The following is a 16,687-nucleotide window of genomic DNA, read 5'->3' on the forward strand; positions in this document are numbered from 1 at the left end:
AATGTCCTCAGTGCAGATTGGGCTGGGCGCCGACGCCCTTTTCGTCGATCGGGTAGCCGCGCGCGAAGCGGTCGAGCCGGAAGGCGCGGGCGGTCTGATGCGGCGCATTGCTGGCGATCAGATGGGCGTAGCAGAAGCCGGAGGCGGGTGTCGCCTTGAAGCCGCCGTAACACCAGCCGGTGTTGAGATAGAGATTGTCGATGTGGGTGCGGTCGATGATCGGCGAGCCGTCCATGCTCATATCCATGACGCCACCCCAGGAGCGCAGATATCGCACGCGCGACAGCGAGGGAATCAGCGCAAGCCCGGCTTCGGCGACATGCTCGACCGAGGCGAGATTGCCGCGCTGGGCATAGGAATTGTAGCCGTCGATGTCGCCGCCGAAGACAAGGCCGCCCTTATCCGACTGGGACGCGTAGAAATGCCCGGCGCCGAAGGTGACGACGGTGTCGATGAACGGTTTGAGCCCTTCGGAGACGAAGGCCTGCAGCACATGGCTTTCGATCGGCAGGCGAAGGCCGGCCATATCGGCGACGACGGTGGAATTGCCGGCGGCCGCCAGCGCCAGCTTGCCGCAGCCGATGAAACCCTTGCTGGTCTCGACGCCGGTAATCTGACCGTTTTCGCGGCGGATGCCGGTCACTTCGCACTGGGTGATGATGTCGACGCCGCGTTGATCGGCGCCGCGCGCATAACCCCAGGCGACCGCATCATGGCGCACCGTGCCGCCGCGCGGCTGGAACAGGCCACCCATAATAGGGAACCGGGCATTGTCGAAATCGAGGAAGGGCAATTTCTTGCGCACCGCCTGCCGGTCGAGAAGCTCGGCGTCGACGCCGTGCAGCCGCATGGCGTTGCCGCGGCGCGTATAGGCGTCACGCTGCGCGTCGGAATGGAAGAGGTTGAGCACGCCGCGCTGCGAGACCATGGCGTTGAAGTTGAAGTCCTGCTCCAGCCCTTCCCAGAGCTTCATCGACAGCTCGTAGAAGGGATTGTTGCCAGGCAGCAGGTAGTTCGAACGGATGATCGTCGTGTTCCTGCCGATATTGCCCGAGCCGAGATAGCCCTTTTCGAGGACGGCGACATTGGTGACGCCGAATTCCTTGGCAAGATAATAGGCGGTGGCAAGGCCATGGCCGCCGCCGCCGACGATAATGACGTCGTAATGCGGCTTCGGCGCCGGATCGCGCCAAGCCGGCGCCCAGCTTTTGTTGCCGCGAAGGCCGTTCAGGAAAATCGAAAGAGCGGAATAGCGCATGGGTCACCCCGGAAAGAACAGGTGCATGATGCCAGAAAGGGGAGGGCAGACTTGCACAGAAGAGACATTAATCGCTAAGAAAGAGACATGTCCTCGCTTGATAGCAGAAATGTGCAGACGATTGGCTTTATCCTTATTCCGGGATTCGCCCTGATGTCCTATGCCTCGGCGACCGAACCGCTGAGGGCGGCAAATCTTCTGGCTGGACGCGAAATCTATCGGCTGCAGATCTTCTCGCCGGATGGCGCAGCGGCACTCTCCTCCTCGGGTGTCAGCGTCCCTGCCGAACCTCTCCCTGTCAGGGGCGCGGGGCTCGGAACGGCCTTCGTCTGCGCCGGCGGCTTGCCCCGCGACTGGCGGTATCCCGGCGTGCTTTCCTGCTTGAGGCAGCTGTCGCGCGAAGGTGTGAGGATCGGCGGCATCTCGGGCGGCCCCTATCTTATGGCCGCCGCCGGACTGCTTGGCGGCCGCGACTTCACCATCCACTGGGAGCATGCGGCCGCCCTTCTCGAAGCCTTCCCGGGTCTCACGCCGCGCCAGGCGCGCTTCATGATCGACGGCAACAGGATTACCTGCGGCGGCGGCATCGCGCCGCTCGACATGATGCATGTGCTGATCGCCGAGCGCATGGGGCCGGATTTCGCCCGCCGTGTCAGCGACTGGTATCTTCATACAGAGGTCAACGAGCCCGCTGCACCCCAGCGCGCATCCTTGGCCGAGCGTTACGGCGTCCATCATCCCGGCCTGCTTAACGTTCTCGAACGAATGGAGGAGACGATCGAGATGCCGCTCGAGCGTGCCGCCATGGCGCGCATCGCCGGCGTCACGACCCGCCATCTCGACCGGCTCTTTGCTGCCCATCTCGGCACCACCTTTCTTGATCAATACCGCAGGATCAGGCTGCAGCATGCCCATCGGCTGCTGAAGCAGAGCCCGCTTTCCGTCTCGGAAATCGCTGTGGCCACCGGCTTTTCCAGTCTGGGCCATTTTTCCCGCATGTTCCGTGCCGTCTATGGCATCGCCCCGCGTGAGGCACGGCGGGAATAGGTTTTCTTCACGGTTGAGGAATTTTCACTATGGCGATAGGGTTGCCTTCAGAAATGAGAAGGCGGCAGGGGAAAACCCATGAAATCCAAGCGTGCAGCGGCAGAGCAACCGGAACAGGCGAATAGTGGACGCGCTCCCTTTTCCCAGGACCCTCACGCCGTCCGCGAGCCGAAGGAAAACAACCTCGAAATGGCAATCGGCCATGAGGTGCGCGCCTACCGAAAGAAACTCGGCATCACGGTGACCGATCTGGCGGCGGCGACGGGCATTTCGCTCGGCATGCTGTCGAAGATCGAGAACGGCAACATCTCGCCGTCGCTGACGACGCTGCAATCTCTGTCGCGGGCGCTCGGCGTGCCGCTGACCGCCTTCTTCCGACGTTTCGAGGAACCGCGCAACGCCGTCTTCGTCAAGGCGGGCCAGGGCATCGAGCTCGAACGGCGCGGCACCCGCGCCGGTCATCAATATAATGTGCTCGGTCATATCGATAACAATACCAGCGGCGTCATCGTCGAGCCTTACCTCATCACCCTGACGACCGATTCCGACATCTTCCCGACCTTCCAGCACGAGGGGATGGAGTTTCTCTATATGCTCGAAGGCGAAGTTGTTTACCGCCACGGCGACCAGCTTTTCCAGATGCAGCCGGGCGACAGCCTGTTCTTCGACGCCGATGCGCCGCATGGGCCGGAACAGCTGGTGAAACTGCCGAGCAAATACCTCTCGATCATCAGCTATCCACAGCAGAGCTCGAAAGGCTGACTTGCCTTAAAAGAAAAAATCTTTCTTCCGAGTTGAAAACCCAAAACAGACCTGCTAGTCCTTTCCCAACACGAACGGAGGTCTGGTCATGTGCGGAATTGTGGGTCTCTTCCTCAAGGATAAAAGTCTCGAACCGGAGCTCGGGGCACTGCTGTCCTCGATGCTGGTGACGATGACGGATCGGGGGCCGGACAGCGCCGGCATCGCGATCTATGGCGACGCCAGCGGCAACAATGCCAAGATCACCATCCAGTCGGCCAATCCGAAGAAGGATTTCGCCGGCCTCGAGGCTGAACTCGGCCAGGCGGTTGGCGCATCGGTCGCCATCCAGGTGAAGAGCACGCATGCCGTCATCACGCTTGCGAAGGATCTGCTCGACGCGGGCAAGGCAGCCGTTGCGGAATTGCGTCCGAATGTTCGCATCATGAGCAGCGGCGACGCCATCGAGATCTATAAGGAAACCGGCCTGCCGAAGGATGTCGTCTCCCGCTTCGCGGTCAATTCGATGGCCGGCACCCACGGCATCGGCCATACCCGCATGGCGACGGAATCGGCCGTCACGACGCTCGGCGCCCATCCGTTCTCCACCGGCTCCGACCAATGCCTGGTGCATAATGGCTCGCTGTCCAACCACAACAATCTGCGCCGCGAGCTGAAGCGCGAAGGCATGACCTTCGAAACCGAAAACGACACCGAGGTCGCCGCCGCCTATCTGACGGCAGAGATGGCCAAGGGCAAGAATCTCGGCCAGGCGCTGGAAGGCGCGGTGGATGATCTCGACGGCTTCTTCACCTTCGTCGTCGGCACGAAGTCCGGCTTCGGCGTCGTCCGCGACGCGATTGCCTGCAAGCCCGCTGTCATGGCTGAAACGGACCAGTATGTCGCCTTCGGTTCGGAATACCGGGCGCTCGTCAATCTGCCCGGCATCGAGAATGCCCGGGTCTGGGAGCCGGAGCCTGCAACCGTCTATTTCTGGGATCACCAGAAGGTCGCTTGACCGGCGCCTCATGCGTATTCTCCAAGGGTTTATCGAAACATGCCTGTCATTGATCTTGCCACTACGCCGTTACGTGAACTCAATAGTGCCCTGCACAACATCCAGGACGGTTCGAACGATCTTTCCTTCGAAGTCGTCAATCCGCGCGGCAGCCATTCGGTTGCCGTCGGCATCGATGCGCCCGTCACGGTCGATGTGAAGGGGTCGGTCGGCTATTACTGCGCCGGCATGAACGACGGCGGGACCGTCACCGTTCACGGTTCGGCAGGTCCGGGTGTTGCGGAAAACATGATGTCTGGAACCGTCGTCATCGAGGGCGATGCCAGCCAGTATGCCGGCGCAACCGGCCGCGGCGGCCTCCTTGTCATCAAGGGCAATGCGGCGTCACGCTGCGGCATCTCGATGAAGGGCATCGACATCGTCGTTCATGGCAATATCGGCCACATGTCGGCCTTCATGGGTCAGTCCGGCCACCTCGTGGTGCTCGGCGATGCCGGCGATGCGCTTGGGGATTCGCTCTACGAAGCGAAGCTCTTCGTGCGCGGTTCGGTCAAGAGCCTGGGTGCCGATTGCATCGAAAAGGAGCTGCGTCCCGAGCACCTGACGAAGCTGGCCGAACTTCTTGAAAAGGCGGGCGTGACCGAAGTGAGGCCCGAGGAATTCAAGCGTTACGGCTCGGCCCGCAAGCTTTACAATTTCAATATCGACAACGCCGACGCGTATTAAGGCGAGGGACCATCATGAGCTACCACAACCCCTATACCCCGCCGCGCAAGTCCGCGACCTTCGACGATTACACGCTGGCGGAAATCCGCCGTGCCGCGGCGACCGGCATTTACGACATCCGTGGCGCCGGCACCAAACGGAAGGTTCCGCATTTCGATGACCTGCTGTTTCTCGGCGCATCGATCTCGCGTTATCCGCTCGAAGGTTACCGCGAGAAGTGCGACACATCGGTTGTCCTCGGCGCGCGCTTCGCCAAAAAGCCCATTCATCTGAAGACGCCGATCACCATTGCCGGCATGAGCTTCGGCGCGCTCTCCGGCAATGCCAAGGAAGCGCTCGGACGCGGCGCGACGATAGCCGGAACCTCCACCACGACAGGCGACGGCGGGATGACCGATGAAGAGCGCGGCCATTCACAGACGCTGGTCTACCAGTATCTGCCGTCGCGATACGGCATGAATCCCAAGGACCTGCGTCGCGCCGACGCGATCGAAGTGGTTGTCGGTCAAGGTGCCAAGCCCGGCGGCGGCGGCATGCTGCTCGGCCAGAAGATCTCCGATCGCGTCGCCCATATGCGCAACCTGCCGATGGGCATCGACCAGCGCTCGGCCTGCCGCCATCCGGATTGGACCGGCCCGGACGACCTCGAAATCAAGATCCTGGAACTGCGCGAGATCACCGACTGGGAAAAGCCGATCTATGTGAAGGTCGGCGGCGCGCGTCCCTATTACGATACGGCGCTTGCCGTGAAGGCTGGGGCCGACGTGGTGGTGCTCGATGGCATGCAGGGCGGAACCGCCGCGACGCAGGATGTCTTCATCGAGAATGTCGGCATGCCGACGCTCGCCTGCATCCGCCCCGCCGTCCAGGCGCTGCAGGATCTCGGCATGCATCGCAAGGTGCAACTGATCATCTCGGGCGGCATTCGTTCGGGCGCCGACGTGGCCAAAGCATTGGCGCTGGGTGCCGATGCCGTTGCCATCGGCACGGCGGCGTTGGTTGCGATCGGCGACAACGATCCGCACTGGGAAGAAGAATACCAGAAGCTCGGCACGACGGCCGGCGCCTATGACGACTGGCACGAAGGCAAGGACCCGGCGGGCATCACCACGCAGGATCCGGAGCTGATGAAGCGGCTCGATCCGATCGCCGCCGGCCGCCGTCTCGCCAACTATCTGAAGGTTATGACGCTGGAAGCCCAGACCATCGCGCGCGCCTGCGGCAAGAACCACTTGCACAACCTGGAACCGGAAGATCTTTGCGCGCTGACGATGGAGGCGGCCGCAATGGCCCAGATCCCGCTCGCCGGCACAAACTGGTATCCCGGCAAGGGAGGCTACTGATTTCTACTACCGGCCGGGCAAACATCCCGGCCGCCTCGCATCCATAAGCAAAGTGTCTCGAAGAAATCCAAAGGGGAACGAGAATGACACTGGATCTTGCTGCTTTTGCCAGAGACAAAGGCATCAAATATTTCATGATCAGCTATACCGACCTGTTCGGCGGCCAACGCGCCAAGCTGGTTCCCGCAGAAGCCATCGCCGATATGCAAAGAGATGGCGCCGGCTTTGCGGGCTTCGCAACCTGGCTGGATTTGACACCTGCCCATCCCGATTTGTTCGCGCTTCCCGATGCTTCCTCCGTCATCCAGCTCCCCTGGAAGAAAGACGTCGCTTGGGTTGCCGCCGACTGCGTCATGGACGATCAGCCTGTCGAACAGGCACCGCGCGTGGTGCTGAAAAGACTGGTCGCTGAAGCTGCGAAAGAAGGGCTCCGGGTGAAAACCGGCGTGGAGCCCGAGTTCTTTCTCATCTCCGCGGACGGCTCGGTGATTTCAGACCAGTTCGATACAGCCGAAAAGCCTTGCTACGATCAGCAGGCCGTGATGCGTCGCTATGATGTCATCGCCGAGATTTGCGACTACATGCTCGAGCTCGGCTGGAAGCCCTATCAGAACGACCACGAGGACGCGAACGGCCAGTTCGAGATGAACTGGGAGTATGACGACGCGCTTCAGACGGCAGACAAGCACTCCTTCTTCAAGTTCATGGTCAAGTCGGTCGCCGAAAAGCACGGCCTTCGCGCTACGTTCATGCCGAAGCCCTTCAAGGGCCTGACCGGCAACGGGTGCCATGCCCACATCTCGGTCTGGGACGTCGGTGGCAAGGTCAACGCCTTCGCGGACAAGGAAATGCCATTTGGCCTCTCCGCTCAGGGCAAAACCTTCCTCGGCGGCATCATGAAACATGCTTCCGCGCTTGCCGCGATCACCAATCCGACGGTCAATTCCTATAAGCGCATCAACGCGCCGCGCACCACATCGGGCGCCACCTGGGCGCCGAACACCGTCACCTGGACGGGCAACAACCGCACCCACATGGTGCGCGTGCCGGGGCCGGGCCGCTTCGAGCTGCGCCTGCCCGATGGGGCTGTTAATCCCTACCTGCTGCAAGCGATCATCATCGCGGCCGGCCTCGACGGCGTTCGCTGCCAGGCAGACCCCGGCCGCCACTACGATATCGACATGTATGCCGAGGGGTACCTGGTGAAGGACGCGCCGCGCCTGCCGCTCAACCTGCTTGACGCGCTGCGCGCTTATGATGCCGACGAGGGCTTGAAGCAGGCGATCGGGGCCGAGTTTTCCGCCGCCTATCTCAAGCTCAAGCACCAGGAATGGAATGCCTACTGCTCGCATTTCACCCAGTGGGAACGCGACAGCACGCTCGATATCTGAGTGGCCTAGACGCGTCCAATGACAGGCTAACGCGCCGGGGCGAACAAGCTCCGGCGTGATCGGGCCCCTGCACTTGATATGGCGAAGAAAGTGACAGCATGAAGAGTTTCGTACTCACCGTATCCTGCAAGTCGACGCGCGGCATCGTCGCGGCGATTTCGAGCTATCTGGCCGACAGGGGCTGCAACATCATCGACAGCTCGCAGTTCGACGATCTCGATACCGGCAAGTTCTTCATGCGCGTCGGCTTCATTTCGGAAGAGGGGCTTTCGGGCGCCGATATCGACGCCGGTTTCGCGACCGTCGCCGCTCCTTTCGAAATGGATTATAATTTTCACGACAGCGAGAAGCGCATGAAGGTGCTGCTGATGGTGTCGCGTTTCGGCCATTGTCTGAACGACCTGCTTTACCGCTGGAAGATCGGCGCGCTGCCGATCGATATCGTCGGCGTCGTCTCCAACCATTTCGACTACCAGAAGGTCGTGGTCAACCACGACATTCCCTTTCACCATATTCCGGTCACCAAGGCCAACAAGGCGCAGGCCGAGGCCCATATCATGGACGTGGCCGAGCAGACCGGCACCGAGCTGATCGTGCTCGCCCGCTACATGCAGATCCTGTCGGACGAGATGTGCCAGAATATGTCCGGGAAGATCATCAATATCCACCATTCCTTCCTGCCGAGCTTCAAGGGCGCCAATCCTTACAAACAAGCCTATCAACGCGGCGTGAAGCTGATCGGAGCAACGGCGCATTACGTCACCGCCGATCTCGACGAAGGCCCGATCATCGAACAGGACACGGCGCGCATCACCCATGCGCAGTCACCCGACGACTATGTCTCGATCGGCCGCGATGTCGAAAGCCAGGTGCTGGCGCGGGCCATCCACGCCCATATCCATCACCGCACCTTCATCAACGGCAACCGCACCGTGGTCTTCCCGGCAAGCCCCGGCAGCTACGCCTCGGAACGCATGGGTTAGAGGCGGGTTGAGGGACGGCAAAAGCGTAGCCGTATCCCTCATTCATTCGGTGAGGGATGCAGCGAGGGCGCCGAAAGTTTTGGGAAATGCATGTCGGGCGGGCTTGCCACGGCGCGAAAGACGAATATAGTCAGGAAATAAATATTCCGTAGAGGAAACAAAAGGGAACGGACAATGGCTTTATCATGGCGTTTCTCCGTCTTGGCGGATCGGCATCGCGCTCTGGGATCGAAGCTCGAGGACTGGAGCGGCATGGGCACCGCCTGGACCTACGACAAGGACATGTCGGAAGAGCATGTCGCCGTCCGCACCAAGGCCGGCATCATGGATGTCTCGGGCCTGAAGAAGGTGCACCTGGTCGGCCCGCACGCCATCGCCGTGCTCGACCACATCACCACCCGCGACCTGACGAAGATCTACCCCGGCCGCTCGGTCTACGCGACCATGCTGAACGAGCGCGGCCACTTCACCGACGACTGCATCGTCTATCGCACCGGCCCGAATTCCTGGATGCTCGTGCATGGCTCCGGCTCCGGCCACGAGGAACTCGTCAAGCAGGCGGCGGGCCGCAATTGCGCGGTGCTCTTCGACGATGACCTGCATGACCTGTCGCTGCAGGGTCCGATCGCGGTCGACTATCTCGCCAAATATGTGCCCGGCATCCGCGACCTCAAATATTTCCACCACATGCAGACGACGCTGTTCGGCGCGCCGGTGATGATCTCGCGCACCGGTTATACCGGCGAACGCGGCTACGAGATCTTCGTGCGCGGCCAGGACGCCGTCATGGTCTGGGACCGGATCGTCGAGGAAGGCAAGGAGATGGGCATCATCCCCTGCTGCTTCTCCGTTCTCGACATGCTGCGGGTCGAAAGCTACCTGCTGTTCTACCCCTATGACAATTCGCAGATGTATCCCTTCGCCGACCAGCCGCCCGGCGACAGCCTCTGGGAACTCGGCCTCGACTTTACCGTCAGCCCCGGCAAGACGGGTTTCCGCGGCGCCGAGGAACATGCGCGCCTCAAGGGCAAGGAACGCTTCAAGATCTTCGGCATGCTGATCGATGCCGACGGACCGGCCGACCTCGGCGACGAAGTCTTTGCCGACGGCAAAAAGGTCGGCGTCATCACCTGCCCGAGCTATTCGTCGCTGACGAAGAAATCCATGGCGATTGCCCGTCTGGACGTTGACAAGGCAGTGCATGGAACGAAACTCGAAGTCCGCGGCAAGACCGTGAAGGCAGGCGCCACCGCCCACACGCTTCCTTTCGACGATCCGGAGAAGAAGAAGAGGATTGCCGTAGGTTAAGGAGCACGCGAATGCTCGTTGCAGGCATCAAGAGCCGACCAGTCTATACGGGCCTGACCATCCAGCCGCGCGCCCGGCGGCACATTTTCGCGCTCGAAGGGGAGGGCGCCAAGGCTCTGCTCGATCAGCAGCCGGCGCTTGACGAAACGGCTCTTTCCCGCAGCGAAATCCTCTATGTCGCCCGCGGCTCGCAAGGCACCGGCCTGGACGAGACGCTGCGCCGCCTCGGCGCCGACATGTTCTTCACTGCCCCGACCATCGCAACGCTGCTCTTCCGATTGAAGGGTTCGCTTGCCACCGCTCATATGGGCACGCGGCTTTATCTATCGGGCACGGAAGGCTTCATCGGCCAGGCAATGCTCGTGGCGCTCGATTACGGCGTGGACCATGCCTCTGTCATCACCGAGCATCGCGGCTCGCTGGCCCGGCGCGTGCAATGCGTCCATTGCAAGGGCATCACCGACGACGTCACCACCAGCCCCTTCACGTGTAGCCATTGCGGGCTCCCGCTTCTGGTGCGCGATCATTATTCGCGTCGGCTCGCCGCCTTCCAGGGCGTCAATATCGATGCGGAAGAACCGGGCAGCGCGCCTGATCCAGAGGAGTTGTTCCTTTGAGCGGTGGTACTGAAATTCCTGTCCGCGTGGCGCGGATCACGCCGATCGCCGAGCGCGTCAAGCGCTTCCGTTTCGAGCGCCTTGACGGCAAGCCGATGCCCTATTTCTCCGGCGGCGCCCACGTCATCGTTTTGATGAATGATGGCGGCCATATGCGCCGCAACGCCTATTCGCTGATGTCGCCGCCGCATGATTGCGCAGCCTATGAGATCAGCGTGCTGCACGTCGAGGATTCACGCGGCGGCTCCACCTTCATGCATGAGAAGGTCCGCGAAGGCGACGAGCTGAAGGTCAGTTATCCCGTCAACCTGTTCCAGCCGGACTGGCGCGGGCGCAAGCATCTTCTGATCGCCGGCGGCATCGGCATTACCCCCTTCATTGCGATGATGGAACAGTTTTCCCGCGAGGGCGCCAATTTCGAACTGCATTATGCCATCCGCACGCGCGACCGCGGTGCCTATTGGCAGCAACTCGTCGAGCGCTATGGCAGACATCGCATCAAGATCTATTGCGACGCCGAAGGCGGCGCCATCCCCCTGACGCGCCTGCTCGGCACCCAGCCGCTCGGCACGCATCTTTATGTCTGCGGCCCGTCCGGGATGATCGACGGCGTGCTGAAGGCGGGACTGGACGCCGGCTGGCCGGAGCAGAACCTGCATTCGGAACGGTTCCTGTCGTCTCTACCCGGCAAGCCCTTCGCGATCGAGCTCCTGCGGTCCGGCAAGACCGTGAAGGTCGGCCATCACGAAAGCATGCTGGAGGCGATCGAGGCGGCGGGCGTCGACGCGCCCTTCCTCTGTCGCGGCGGCGCCTGTGGTCAATGCGAGACCGGGGTCGTCACCTGCGACGGCAAGCTGCTGCACCATGACGTCTATCTGACCAACGAAGAAAAAGCATCTGGCCGCAAGGTGATGATCTGCGTTTCCCGCTTCGAGGGAAACACGCTGCATCTTGATCTCTAGCGGCATCGGAAGCGGAACAAGGAGACTGGACATGGCAATCGTCTTCAAGCAGGAAACCTTCCGGAACGATTTCAGCTATCGGAATAGCCCCGAAAACATCCGGCGTTTCCCGTTTCCGTTCGACCGCGACGAATACATGTATTCGGTCAATATGGAGCCGCATGTGCACGGCCGGGCGGGAACCGTCTACGAAAGCCTGATCGACGTCGACGAGCATTATGTCGCCGAGATGCACGACCGGGCGTTGGTCCTGAAGGAAGATCCGCTGCGCTATCAGGCCCTGCCGCACATGATGAGCGCGCAATGGGATACGCTCGAACTTTTGATGGAAGAGCAGGCGGCGGGTTACCCCGACCATTTCACCCTGATCCGCGACGGCGACCAGTGGCGCTGGATCAACCGCCCACTCGGTATCGACGACAGCTTCACCTTCGGTGATGCTTCGACGCTGCCCTATGAGCCCTTCGAATATATCACCCGCCAGGCCCAGGGCGATTTCTGCATCGTCGACCAGCGCGACAGCAATCTCTGGATGGACGCCGGCATGGTGACGACGCAGGCCGACTGGTCGCTCGATTTTGATATCGGCATGAATTTCATGGAATGGCACGGGCCGGTGCCGCTCGCCCACCAGATCGGCGTCTTCGACCGGGCGCTGAAATTCCTGCTGAACCTGCAGCAGGGCAAGCCGACACGGCGCTTCAACTGGACGATGACGATCAATCCGCGCCTCGACACCAGCCCGGAGAATTATCACAAATGGGGTCCTGACCGCACGACGGTGACGCCGGACAATGTCGGCGAAAAGGTGCATCTGCGCGTCGAGCTGCAAAGCCTCTGGCGCCTGCCGCGCTCGAACGCCATCCTCTTCGTCATCCGCTGCTACCTGATGAACATGGAAGAGCTCGTCACCGTGCCGAAATGGGCACGCCGCTTCCCGCGCGTGCTGAAGACGCTGCCGCCCGAGCTCATCGACTATAAGGGCCTCACCCGCTTCCGCGAGACGACGATCGACTGGCTTGCCAAATATGACGACGGGGCACCGACCAGCCCCGGCATCTATCCGGACTGACACGCAGGACAATGCGATATAATCAAGAGGGGAATGCTTCATGACAAGAGTAGCCGTCATCGGTGCCGGGCCTTCCGGGCTGGCGCAGTTGCGCGCCTTTCAATCGGCCGCCCAGAAGGGCGCCGAAATCCCGGAGATCGTCTGCTTCGAAAAGCAGTCGGATTGGGGCGGGCTCTGGAACTATACCTGGCGCACCGGCCTCGACGAATATGGCGAGCCGGTCCATGGCAGCATGTATCGTTACCTCTGGTCGAACGGCCCGAAGGAATGCCTCGAATTCGCCGACTATTCCTTCGAGGAGCATTTCGGCAAGCCGATCGCCTCCTACCCGCCGCGCGCCGTGCTCTGGGATTACATCAAGGGCCGCGTCGAGAAAGCCAACGTCCGCCACTGGGTGCGCTTCAGCACGCCGGTGCGCATGGTGCGCTTCGACGATGAGACGAAGAAGTTCACGGTGACGGCGCATAACCGCATCGAAGACCGGATGTATGACGAGGAGTTCGACTATGTCGTCGTGGCATCGGGTCACTTCTCGACGCCGAATGTGCCCTATTTCGAAGGCGTGAAGACCTTCAACGGCCGCGTGCTGCATGCCCACGATTTCCGCGACGCGCTGGAGTTCAAGGGCAAAGATATCCTCATAGTCGGCCGCAGCTATTCGGCCGAGGACATCGGCTCGCAATGCTGGAAATACGGCGCGAAATCGGTGACGACCAGCTATCGCTCGAAGCCGATGGGCTTCAAATGGCCGGAGAATTTCGAGGAGCGGCCGCTGCTGGTGAAGCTCGAAAACCGCACGGCGCATTTCCTCGACGGCTCGACCAAGGAGGTCGATGCCGTGATCCTCTGCACCGGCTACCAGCACCATTTCCCCTTCCTGCCCGATGATCTCCGGCTGAAGACCGCCAACCGCCTTTGGGCCGACAGCCTCTACAAGGGGGTGATTTTCGACAAGAACCCGCGGCTTTTCTATATCGGCATGCAGGACCAGTTCTACACCTTCAACATGTTCGACGTGCAGGCCTGGTGGGCGCGCGACGTGATGATGGGTCGCATCACCCTGCCATCCGAAGAGGAGCTGAAAGCCAATTTCGACATGTGGCGCGCCCGTGAGGAAACGCTCGAGGATGCCGAGCAGATGATCTGGTATCAGGGCGACTATGTGAAGGAACTGCTCGCCGAAACCGATTATCCCAACTTCGACATCGAGGGGACCAACCAGACCTTCATGGAGTGGGAACATCACAAGGCTCACAACATCATGGGCTTCCGCGACCATGCCTACCGATCGCTGATGACCGGCAATATATCGCCGACGCACCACACGCCCTGGGTCGAGGCGCTCGACGATTCCATGGAGGAATATCTGCGCAACTGACGAGGCGGGCCTGCATTGCCGGAGGAGGGTGTGCGGGCACTCTCCTCCGGCAAGTTGTGAGCCGCGCCTTTGAGCGAGACGACTGCAGCTCTTTTCTTCGGATGTCGCCTTCATGGATTTTCAAACGAGCATTCTCGGGCGCATGAGCGGTTTTCTCTACCGCTGCCATGCCGATGAAAACTACACGATGCTTGAGATGACCGACGGCATCGAGCGCATCTTCGGTTATCCGGCCGACGAAATCATCGGCAACCGCACGCGGACCTTCACCTCGATCATGTACGAGGAAGACGTGCCTCTGATGGACGAGATCGTCGGGCGGGCGCTGGAGAGACGCGCGGACTGGACGATGGAATACCGCATCCGTCACGCCATGGGGCATCTCATCTGGGTCACCGAGACGGGCGGCGGCATCTGGGACGAGAAGGGCGAGCTTCTCTATCTCGAAGGCAGCATCACTAACATCGAATCACTCTATCAGCGAATCGATGACCAGACCGCCGACATGCGCATCACCGCTTCGAAGACCAATGAGATCCTGCAATCGCTGCGTTACCTGAAGCTGCTGGCCGTCAATGCCGGTATCGAGGCCGCCCGCGCCGGCACGGCCGGATCGGGTTTTGCCGTGCTGGCCGCCGAGATGCGCACGCTTGCCAACTCCTCGGAAGAGGCCGCACGCGCTATTTCCAACGCACAACGCACGGCGAAAGGCTGAGCGTTACCCAAGCAGCGGCGGATTTGCGGCTCAAGTTCAAAGCCGCGTCATTAACCGTTCAGTGCTTCCAGAGATTGCGACGCTTTCCCAATGACTTGCGGTAATTCCGCGCTTAAAGAATCTCAGGTGATTGTCGGTGATATTAATGTCGCGTTAACTTTTTGTTAACCATAGCAGCGGTAGACATGGTCAACGATTTCTTCACATAGATGACCAAAGTGCTAACAGACGCTCGCTCCATCCGCATCAAGGGCCGTTCTTTCCTCGCGGTCATGCTGTCTCCGGATCTTCCGATCGATGATTGGTTGATCCGGCTGGACGATCTGGCCGCGCGTTCGGCCGGCTTCTTCCTCGGACGGCCTGTCGTGCTCGACCTGACGGACCTGCAAATCGACCGGCCGCAGCTGAAGGACCTGATTGCCGAACTTGCCAAGCGCAATGTCAGCATCATGGGCATCGAGGGCGCGCGGCCTTCGATCCTCGGATCCGGCATGCCGCCGGCACTCAAAGGCGGTCGTTCGGTTTCCGACATCGAGGTTCAGGCAAAGGAGCCTGCCGATCCGCCCGGCAAACAGGCAGTGGCGGAGACCCGCCCGGCCATGCAATCGATCGTCATCAGGGAGCCGGTGCGCTCGGGGCAATCGGTGATCTTTCCGGAAGGCGACGTCACGGTCATCGGATCGGTCGCCTCGGGTGCCGAGGTCATCGCCGGCGGGTCCGTCCATATCTATGGCGCCTTGCGTGGCCGAGCCATGGCGGGGTCCATCGGAAACGCATCGGCGCGGATCTTTTGCCGCAAGCTCGAGGCCGAGCTGGTTGCAATCGACGGCATCTACAAAATGGCGGAAGACATGGCCCCCAATCTTCGCGGAGAGGCTGTTCAGCTCTGGCTCGAAGACGACGCGATCATGGCAGAAAAACTGATCTGACGACAGCGCCGCGCGTCTCTTCGAGAGCCGCAAAGGACGCTTTAACACTTTGAATTACTGGGGCCACGGCAAAGGAGAGACAATGATGGGGAAAGTGATCGTCGTCACGTCAGGCAAGGGCGGGGTTGGCAAGACAACCTCGACCGCCGCATTGGGAGCGGCGCTGGCGCAACGCAATGAAAAAGTCGTCGTCGTCGATTTCGACGTCGGCCTGCGCAATCTCGACCTCGTCATGGGCGCCGAGCGCAGGGTGGTCTACGACCTGATCAATGTCATCCAGGGCGACGCCAAGCTTACCCAGGCGCTGATTCGCGACAAGCGGCTGGAAACGCTGTTCCTGCTGCCGGCCTCGCAGACACGCGACAAGGACAATCTGACGGCCGAGGGCGTCGAGCGCGTGATCAACGACCTGAAGCGCTATTTCGACTGGATCATCTGCGATAGCCCCGCCGGGATCGAGCGCGGCGCAACGCTCGCCATGCGCCACGCCGATGTTGCCGTGGTCGTCACCAATCCCGAGGTCTCGTCGGTGCGCGATTCGGATCGCATCATCGGCCTGTTGGATGCCAAGACCGCCAAGGCCGAGCGCGGCGAGCGGATGGAAAAGCACCTGCTGCTCACTCGCTACGACGCCAACCGCGCCGAACGCGGCGACATGCTCAAGGTCGACGACGTTCTGGAAATCCTGTCCATCCCGCTGCTCGGCATCATCCCCGAGAGCATGGATGTTCTGCGGGCATCCAACATCGGAGCGCCGGTCACGCTGGCAGACAGCCGCAGCGCCGCTGCGATGGCTTATTTCGACGCCGCTCGCCGGCTCGCCGGCGAAGTTGTGCCGATCGCGATCCCAGAGGAAAAGAGGAATATTTTCGGCAAGATCTTCGGACGGAGGGCGGCATGAATATTTTCCGTCTTTTCAACAAGCAGAGAACCGCACCGGCCGCCCGCGAAAGGCTGCAGGTCCTTCTCGCCCATGAACGTTCCTCGGCGGGGTCGGACCTGGTTACCCTGCTGCGCGAGGAAATCCTGGCGGTGATCGCAAAGCATGTGCAGCTTGACCACGACAAGGTGCAGGTGACGATCGATCGCAACGAGTACGTCTCGACCCTTGAGATCGACGTCGAAATCCCGCTGAATGCAGCCGTGCAGGCCGCTTGAAAGAGAGCGCTGCCTGTCCTGACGACAGGCGGCGCTGACGA

At 61.2% G+C, this 16,687-nt stretch carries 17 protein-coding genes; 16 read left to right on the forward strand and 1 reads right to left on the reverse strand.

Translation table 11 applies throughout. The features are described 5' to 3' along the window. Positions 1 to 7 precede the first annotated feature (7 nt). Positions 8 to 1,258: a sarcosine oxidase subunit beta family protein gene (locus HFO71_RS28110; RefSeq protein WP_131661606.1), complete on the reverse strand. Its 1,251-nt coding sequence runs from the start codon at positions 1,256 to 1,258 to the stop codon at positions 8 to 10. An 87-nt stretch (positions 1,259 to 1,345) separates the two neighbouring features. On the opposite strand from HFO71_RS28110, the gene HFO71_RS28115 reads away from it, so the two are divergent. The 16 genes from HFO71_RS28115 (at position 1,346) to minE (ending at position 16,646) form a co-directional block, all read left to right on the forward strand. Then, positions 1,346 to 2,305, forward strand: coding sequence for a GlxA family transcriptional regulator (locus tag HFO71_RS28115; RefSeq protein WP_131661607.1), 960 nt, complete (start codon positions 1,346 to 1,348; stop codon positions 2,303 to 2,305). Between the two features lie 78 nt (positions 2,306 to 2,383). Then, positions 2,384 to 3,067, forward strand: coding sequence for a helix-turn-helix domain-containing protein (locus HFO71_RS28120; RefSeq protein WP_131662502.1), 684 nt, complete (start codon positions 2,384 to 2,386; stop codon positions 3,065 to 3,067). A gap of 88 nt (positions 3,068 to 3,155) precedes the next feature. Then, positions 3,156 to 4,064 carry a class II glutamine amidotransferase gene (locus tag HFO71_RS28125; protein WP_077980033.1) on the forward strand — a complete coding sequence of 303 codons (909 nt, stop codon included), beginning with the start codon at positions 3,156 to 3,158 and terminating at the stop codon, positions 4,062 to 4,064. Positions 4,065 to 4,103: 39 nt separating this feature from the next. Further along, entirely contained in the window at positions 4,104 to 4,790 is a 687-nt protein-coding gene (locus HFO71_RS28130) for a GltB/FmdC/FwdC-like GXGXG domain-containing protein (protein WP_221988706.1), read from the forward strand. A 14-nt stretch (positions 4,791 to 4,804) separates the two neighbouring features. Continuing rightward, the gene (locus tag HFO71_RS28135) at positions 4,805 to 6,133 is read left to right on the forward strand and encodes an FMN-binding glutamate synthase family protein (RefSeq protein ID WP_221975441.1); all 1,329 of its coding nucleotides are present in this window, start codon (positions 4,805 to 4,807) and stop codon (positions 6,131 to 6,133) included. Positions 6,134 to 6,216: 83 nt separating this feature from the next. Continuing rightward, positions 6,217 to 7,524 carry a type III glutamate--ammonia ligase gene (gene glnT, locus HFO71_RS28140; protein WP_077980036.1) on the forward strand — a complete coding sequence of 436 codons (1,308 nt, stop codon included), beginning with the start codon at positions 6,217 to 6,219 and terminating at the stop codon, positions 7,522 to 7,524. Between the two features lie 98 nt (positions 7,525 to 7,622). Further along, complete coding sequence (gene purU, locus HFO71_RS28145) at positions 7,623 to 8,507, forward strand: formyltetrahydrofolate deformylase (protein WP_221988708.1); 885 nt, start codon at positions 7,623 to 7,625, stop codon at positions 8,505 to 8,507. Positions 8,508 to 8,681: 174 nt separating this feature from the next. Then, positions 8,682 to 9,815: an aminomethyl transferase family protein gene (locus tag HFO71_RS28150; protein ID WP_168258998.1), complete on the forward strand. Its 1,134-nt coding sequence runs from the start codon at positions 8,682 to 8,684 to the stop codon at positions 9,813 to 9,815. Positions 9,816 to 9,826: 11 nt separating this feature from the next. Then, on the forward strand, positions 9,827 to 10,432 hold the full coding sequence (locus HFO71_RS28155; RefSeq protein WP_168344352.1) for a dimethylamine monooxygenase subunit DmmA family protein: 606 nt from the start codon (positions 9,827 to 9,829) through the stop codon (positions 10,430 to 10,432). Then, positions 10,429 to 11,394 (forward strand): PDR/VanB family oxidoreductase, encoded by a 966-nt coding sequence (locus tag HFO71_RS28160; RefSeq protein WP_221988710.1) that lies wholly within the window; start codon positions 10,429 to 10,431, stop codon positions 11,392 to 11,394. The genes HFO71_RS28155 and HFO71_RS28160 overlap by 4 nt, the downstream gene beginning before the upstream one ends. A 31-nt stretch (positions 11,395 to 11,425) precedes the next feature. Then, positions 11,426 to 12,466, forward strand: a complete 1,041-nt coding sequence (locus tag HFO71_RS28165; RefSeq protein WP_077980041.1) for a heme-dependent oxidative N-demethylase family protein — start codon at positions 11,426 to 11,428, stop codon at positions 12,464 to 12,466. 40 nt (positions 12,467 to 12,506) lie between these two features. Further along, positions 12,507 to 13,844: an NAD(P)-binding domain-containing protein gene (locus HFO71_RS28170; RefSeq protein WP_131661613.1), complete on the forward strand. Its 1,338-nt coding sequence runs from the start codon at positions 12,507 to 12,509 to the stop codon at positions 13,842 to 13,844. Between the two features lie 112 nt (positions 13,845 to 13,956). Beyond that, entirely contained in the window at positions 13,957 to 14,559 is a 603-nt protein-coding gene (locus tag HFO71_RS36230) for a methyl-accepting chemotaxis protein (protein WP_221988712.1), read from the forward strand. 209 nt (positions 14,560 to 14,768) lie between these two features. Continuing rightward, positions 14,769 to 15,488, forward strand: coding sequence for a septum site-determining protein MinC (gene minC / locus HFO71_RS28180; protein WP_221988714.1), 720 nt, complete (start codon positions 14,769 to 14,771; stop codon positions 15,486 to 15,488). 85 nt (positions 15,489 to 15,573) lie between these two features. After that, a complete protein-coding gene (gene minD, locus HFO71_RS28185; protein WP_025397600.1) occupies positions 15,574 to 16,389 on the forward strand; it encodes a septum site-determining protein MinD in 816 nt (271 codons plus the stop codon). After that, the gene (gene minE, locus HFO71_RS28190) at positions 16,386 to 16,646 is read left to right on the forward strand and encodes a cell division topological specificity factor MinE (RefSeq protein ID WP_003548116.1); all 261 of its coding nucleotides are present in this window, start codon (positions 16,386 to 16,388) and stop codon (positions 16,644 to 16,646) included. The genes minD and minE overlap by 4 nt, the downstream gene beginning before the upstream one ends. Positions 16,647 to 16,687 lie beyond the last annotated feature (41 nt).

The sequence above is a fragment of the Rhizobium laguerreae genome (assembly GCF_019778565.1).
GTDB lineage: Bacteria > Pseudomonadota > Alphaproteobacteria > Rhizobiales > Rhizobiaceae > Rhizobium > Rhizobium laguerreae.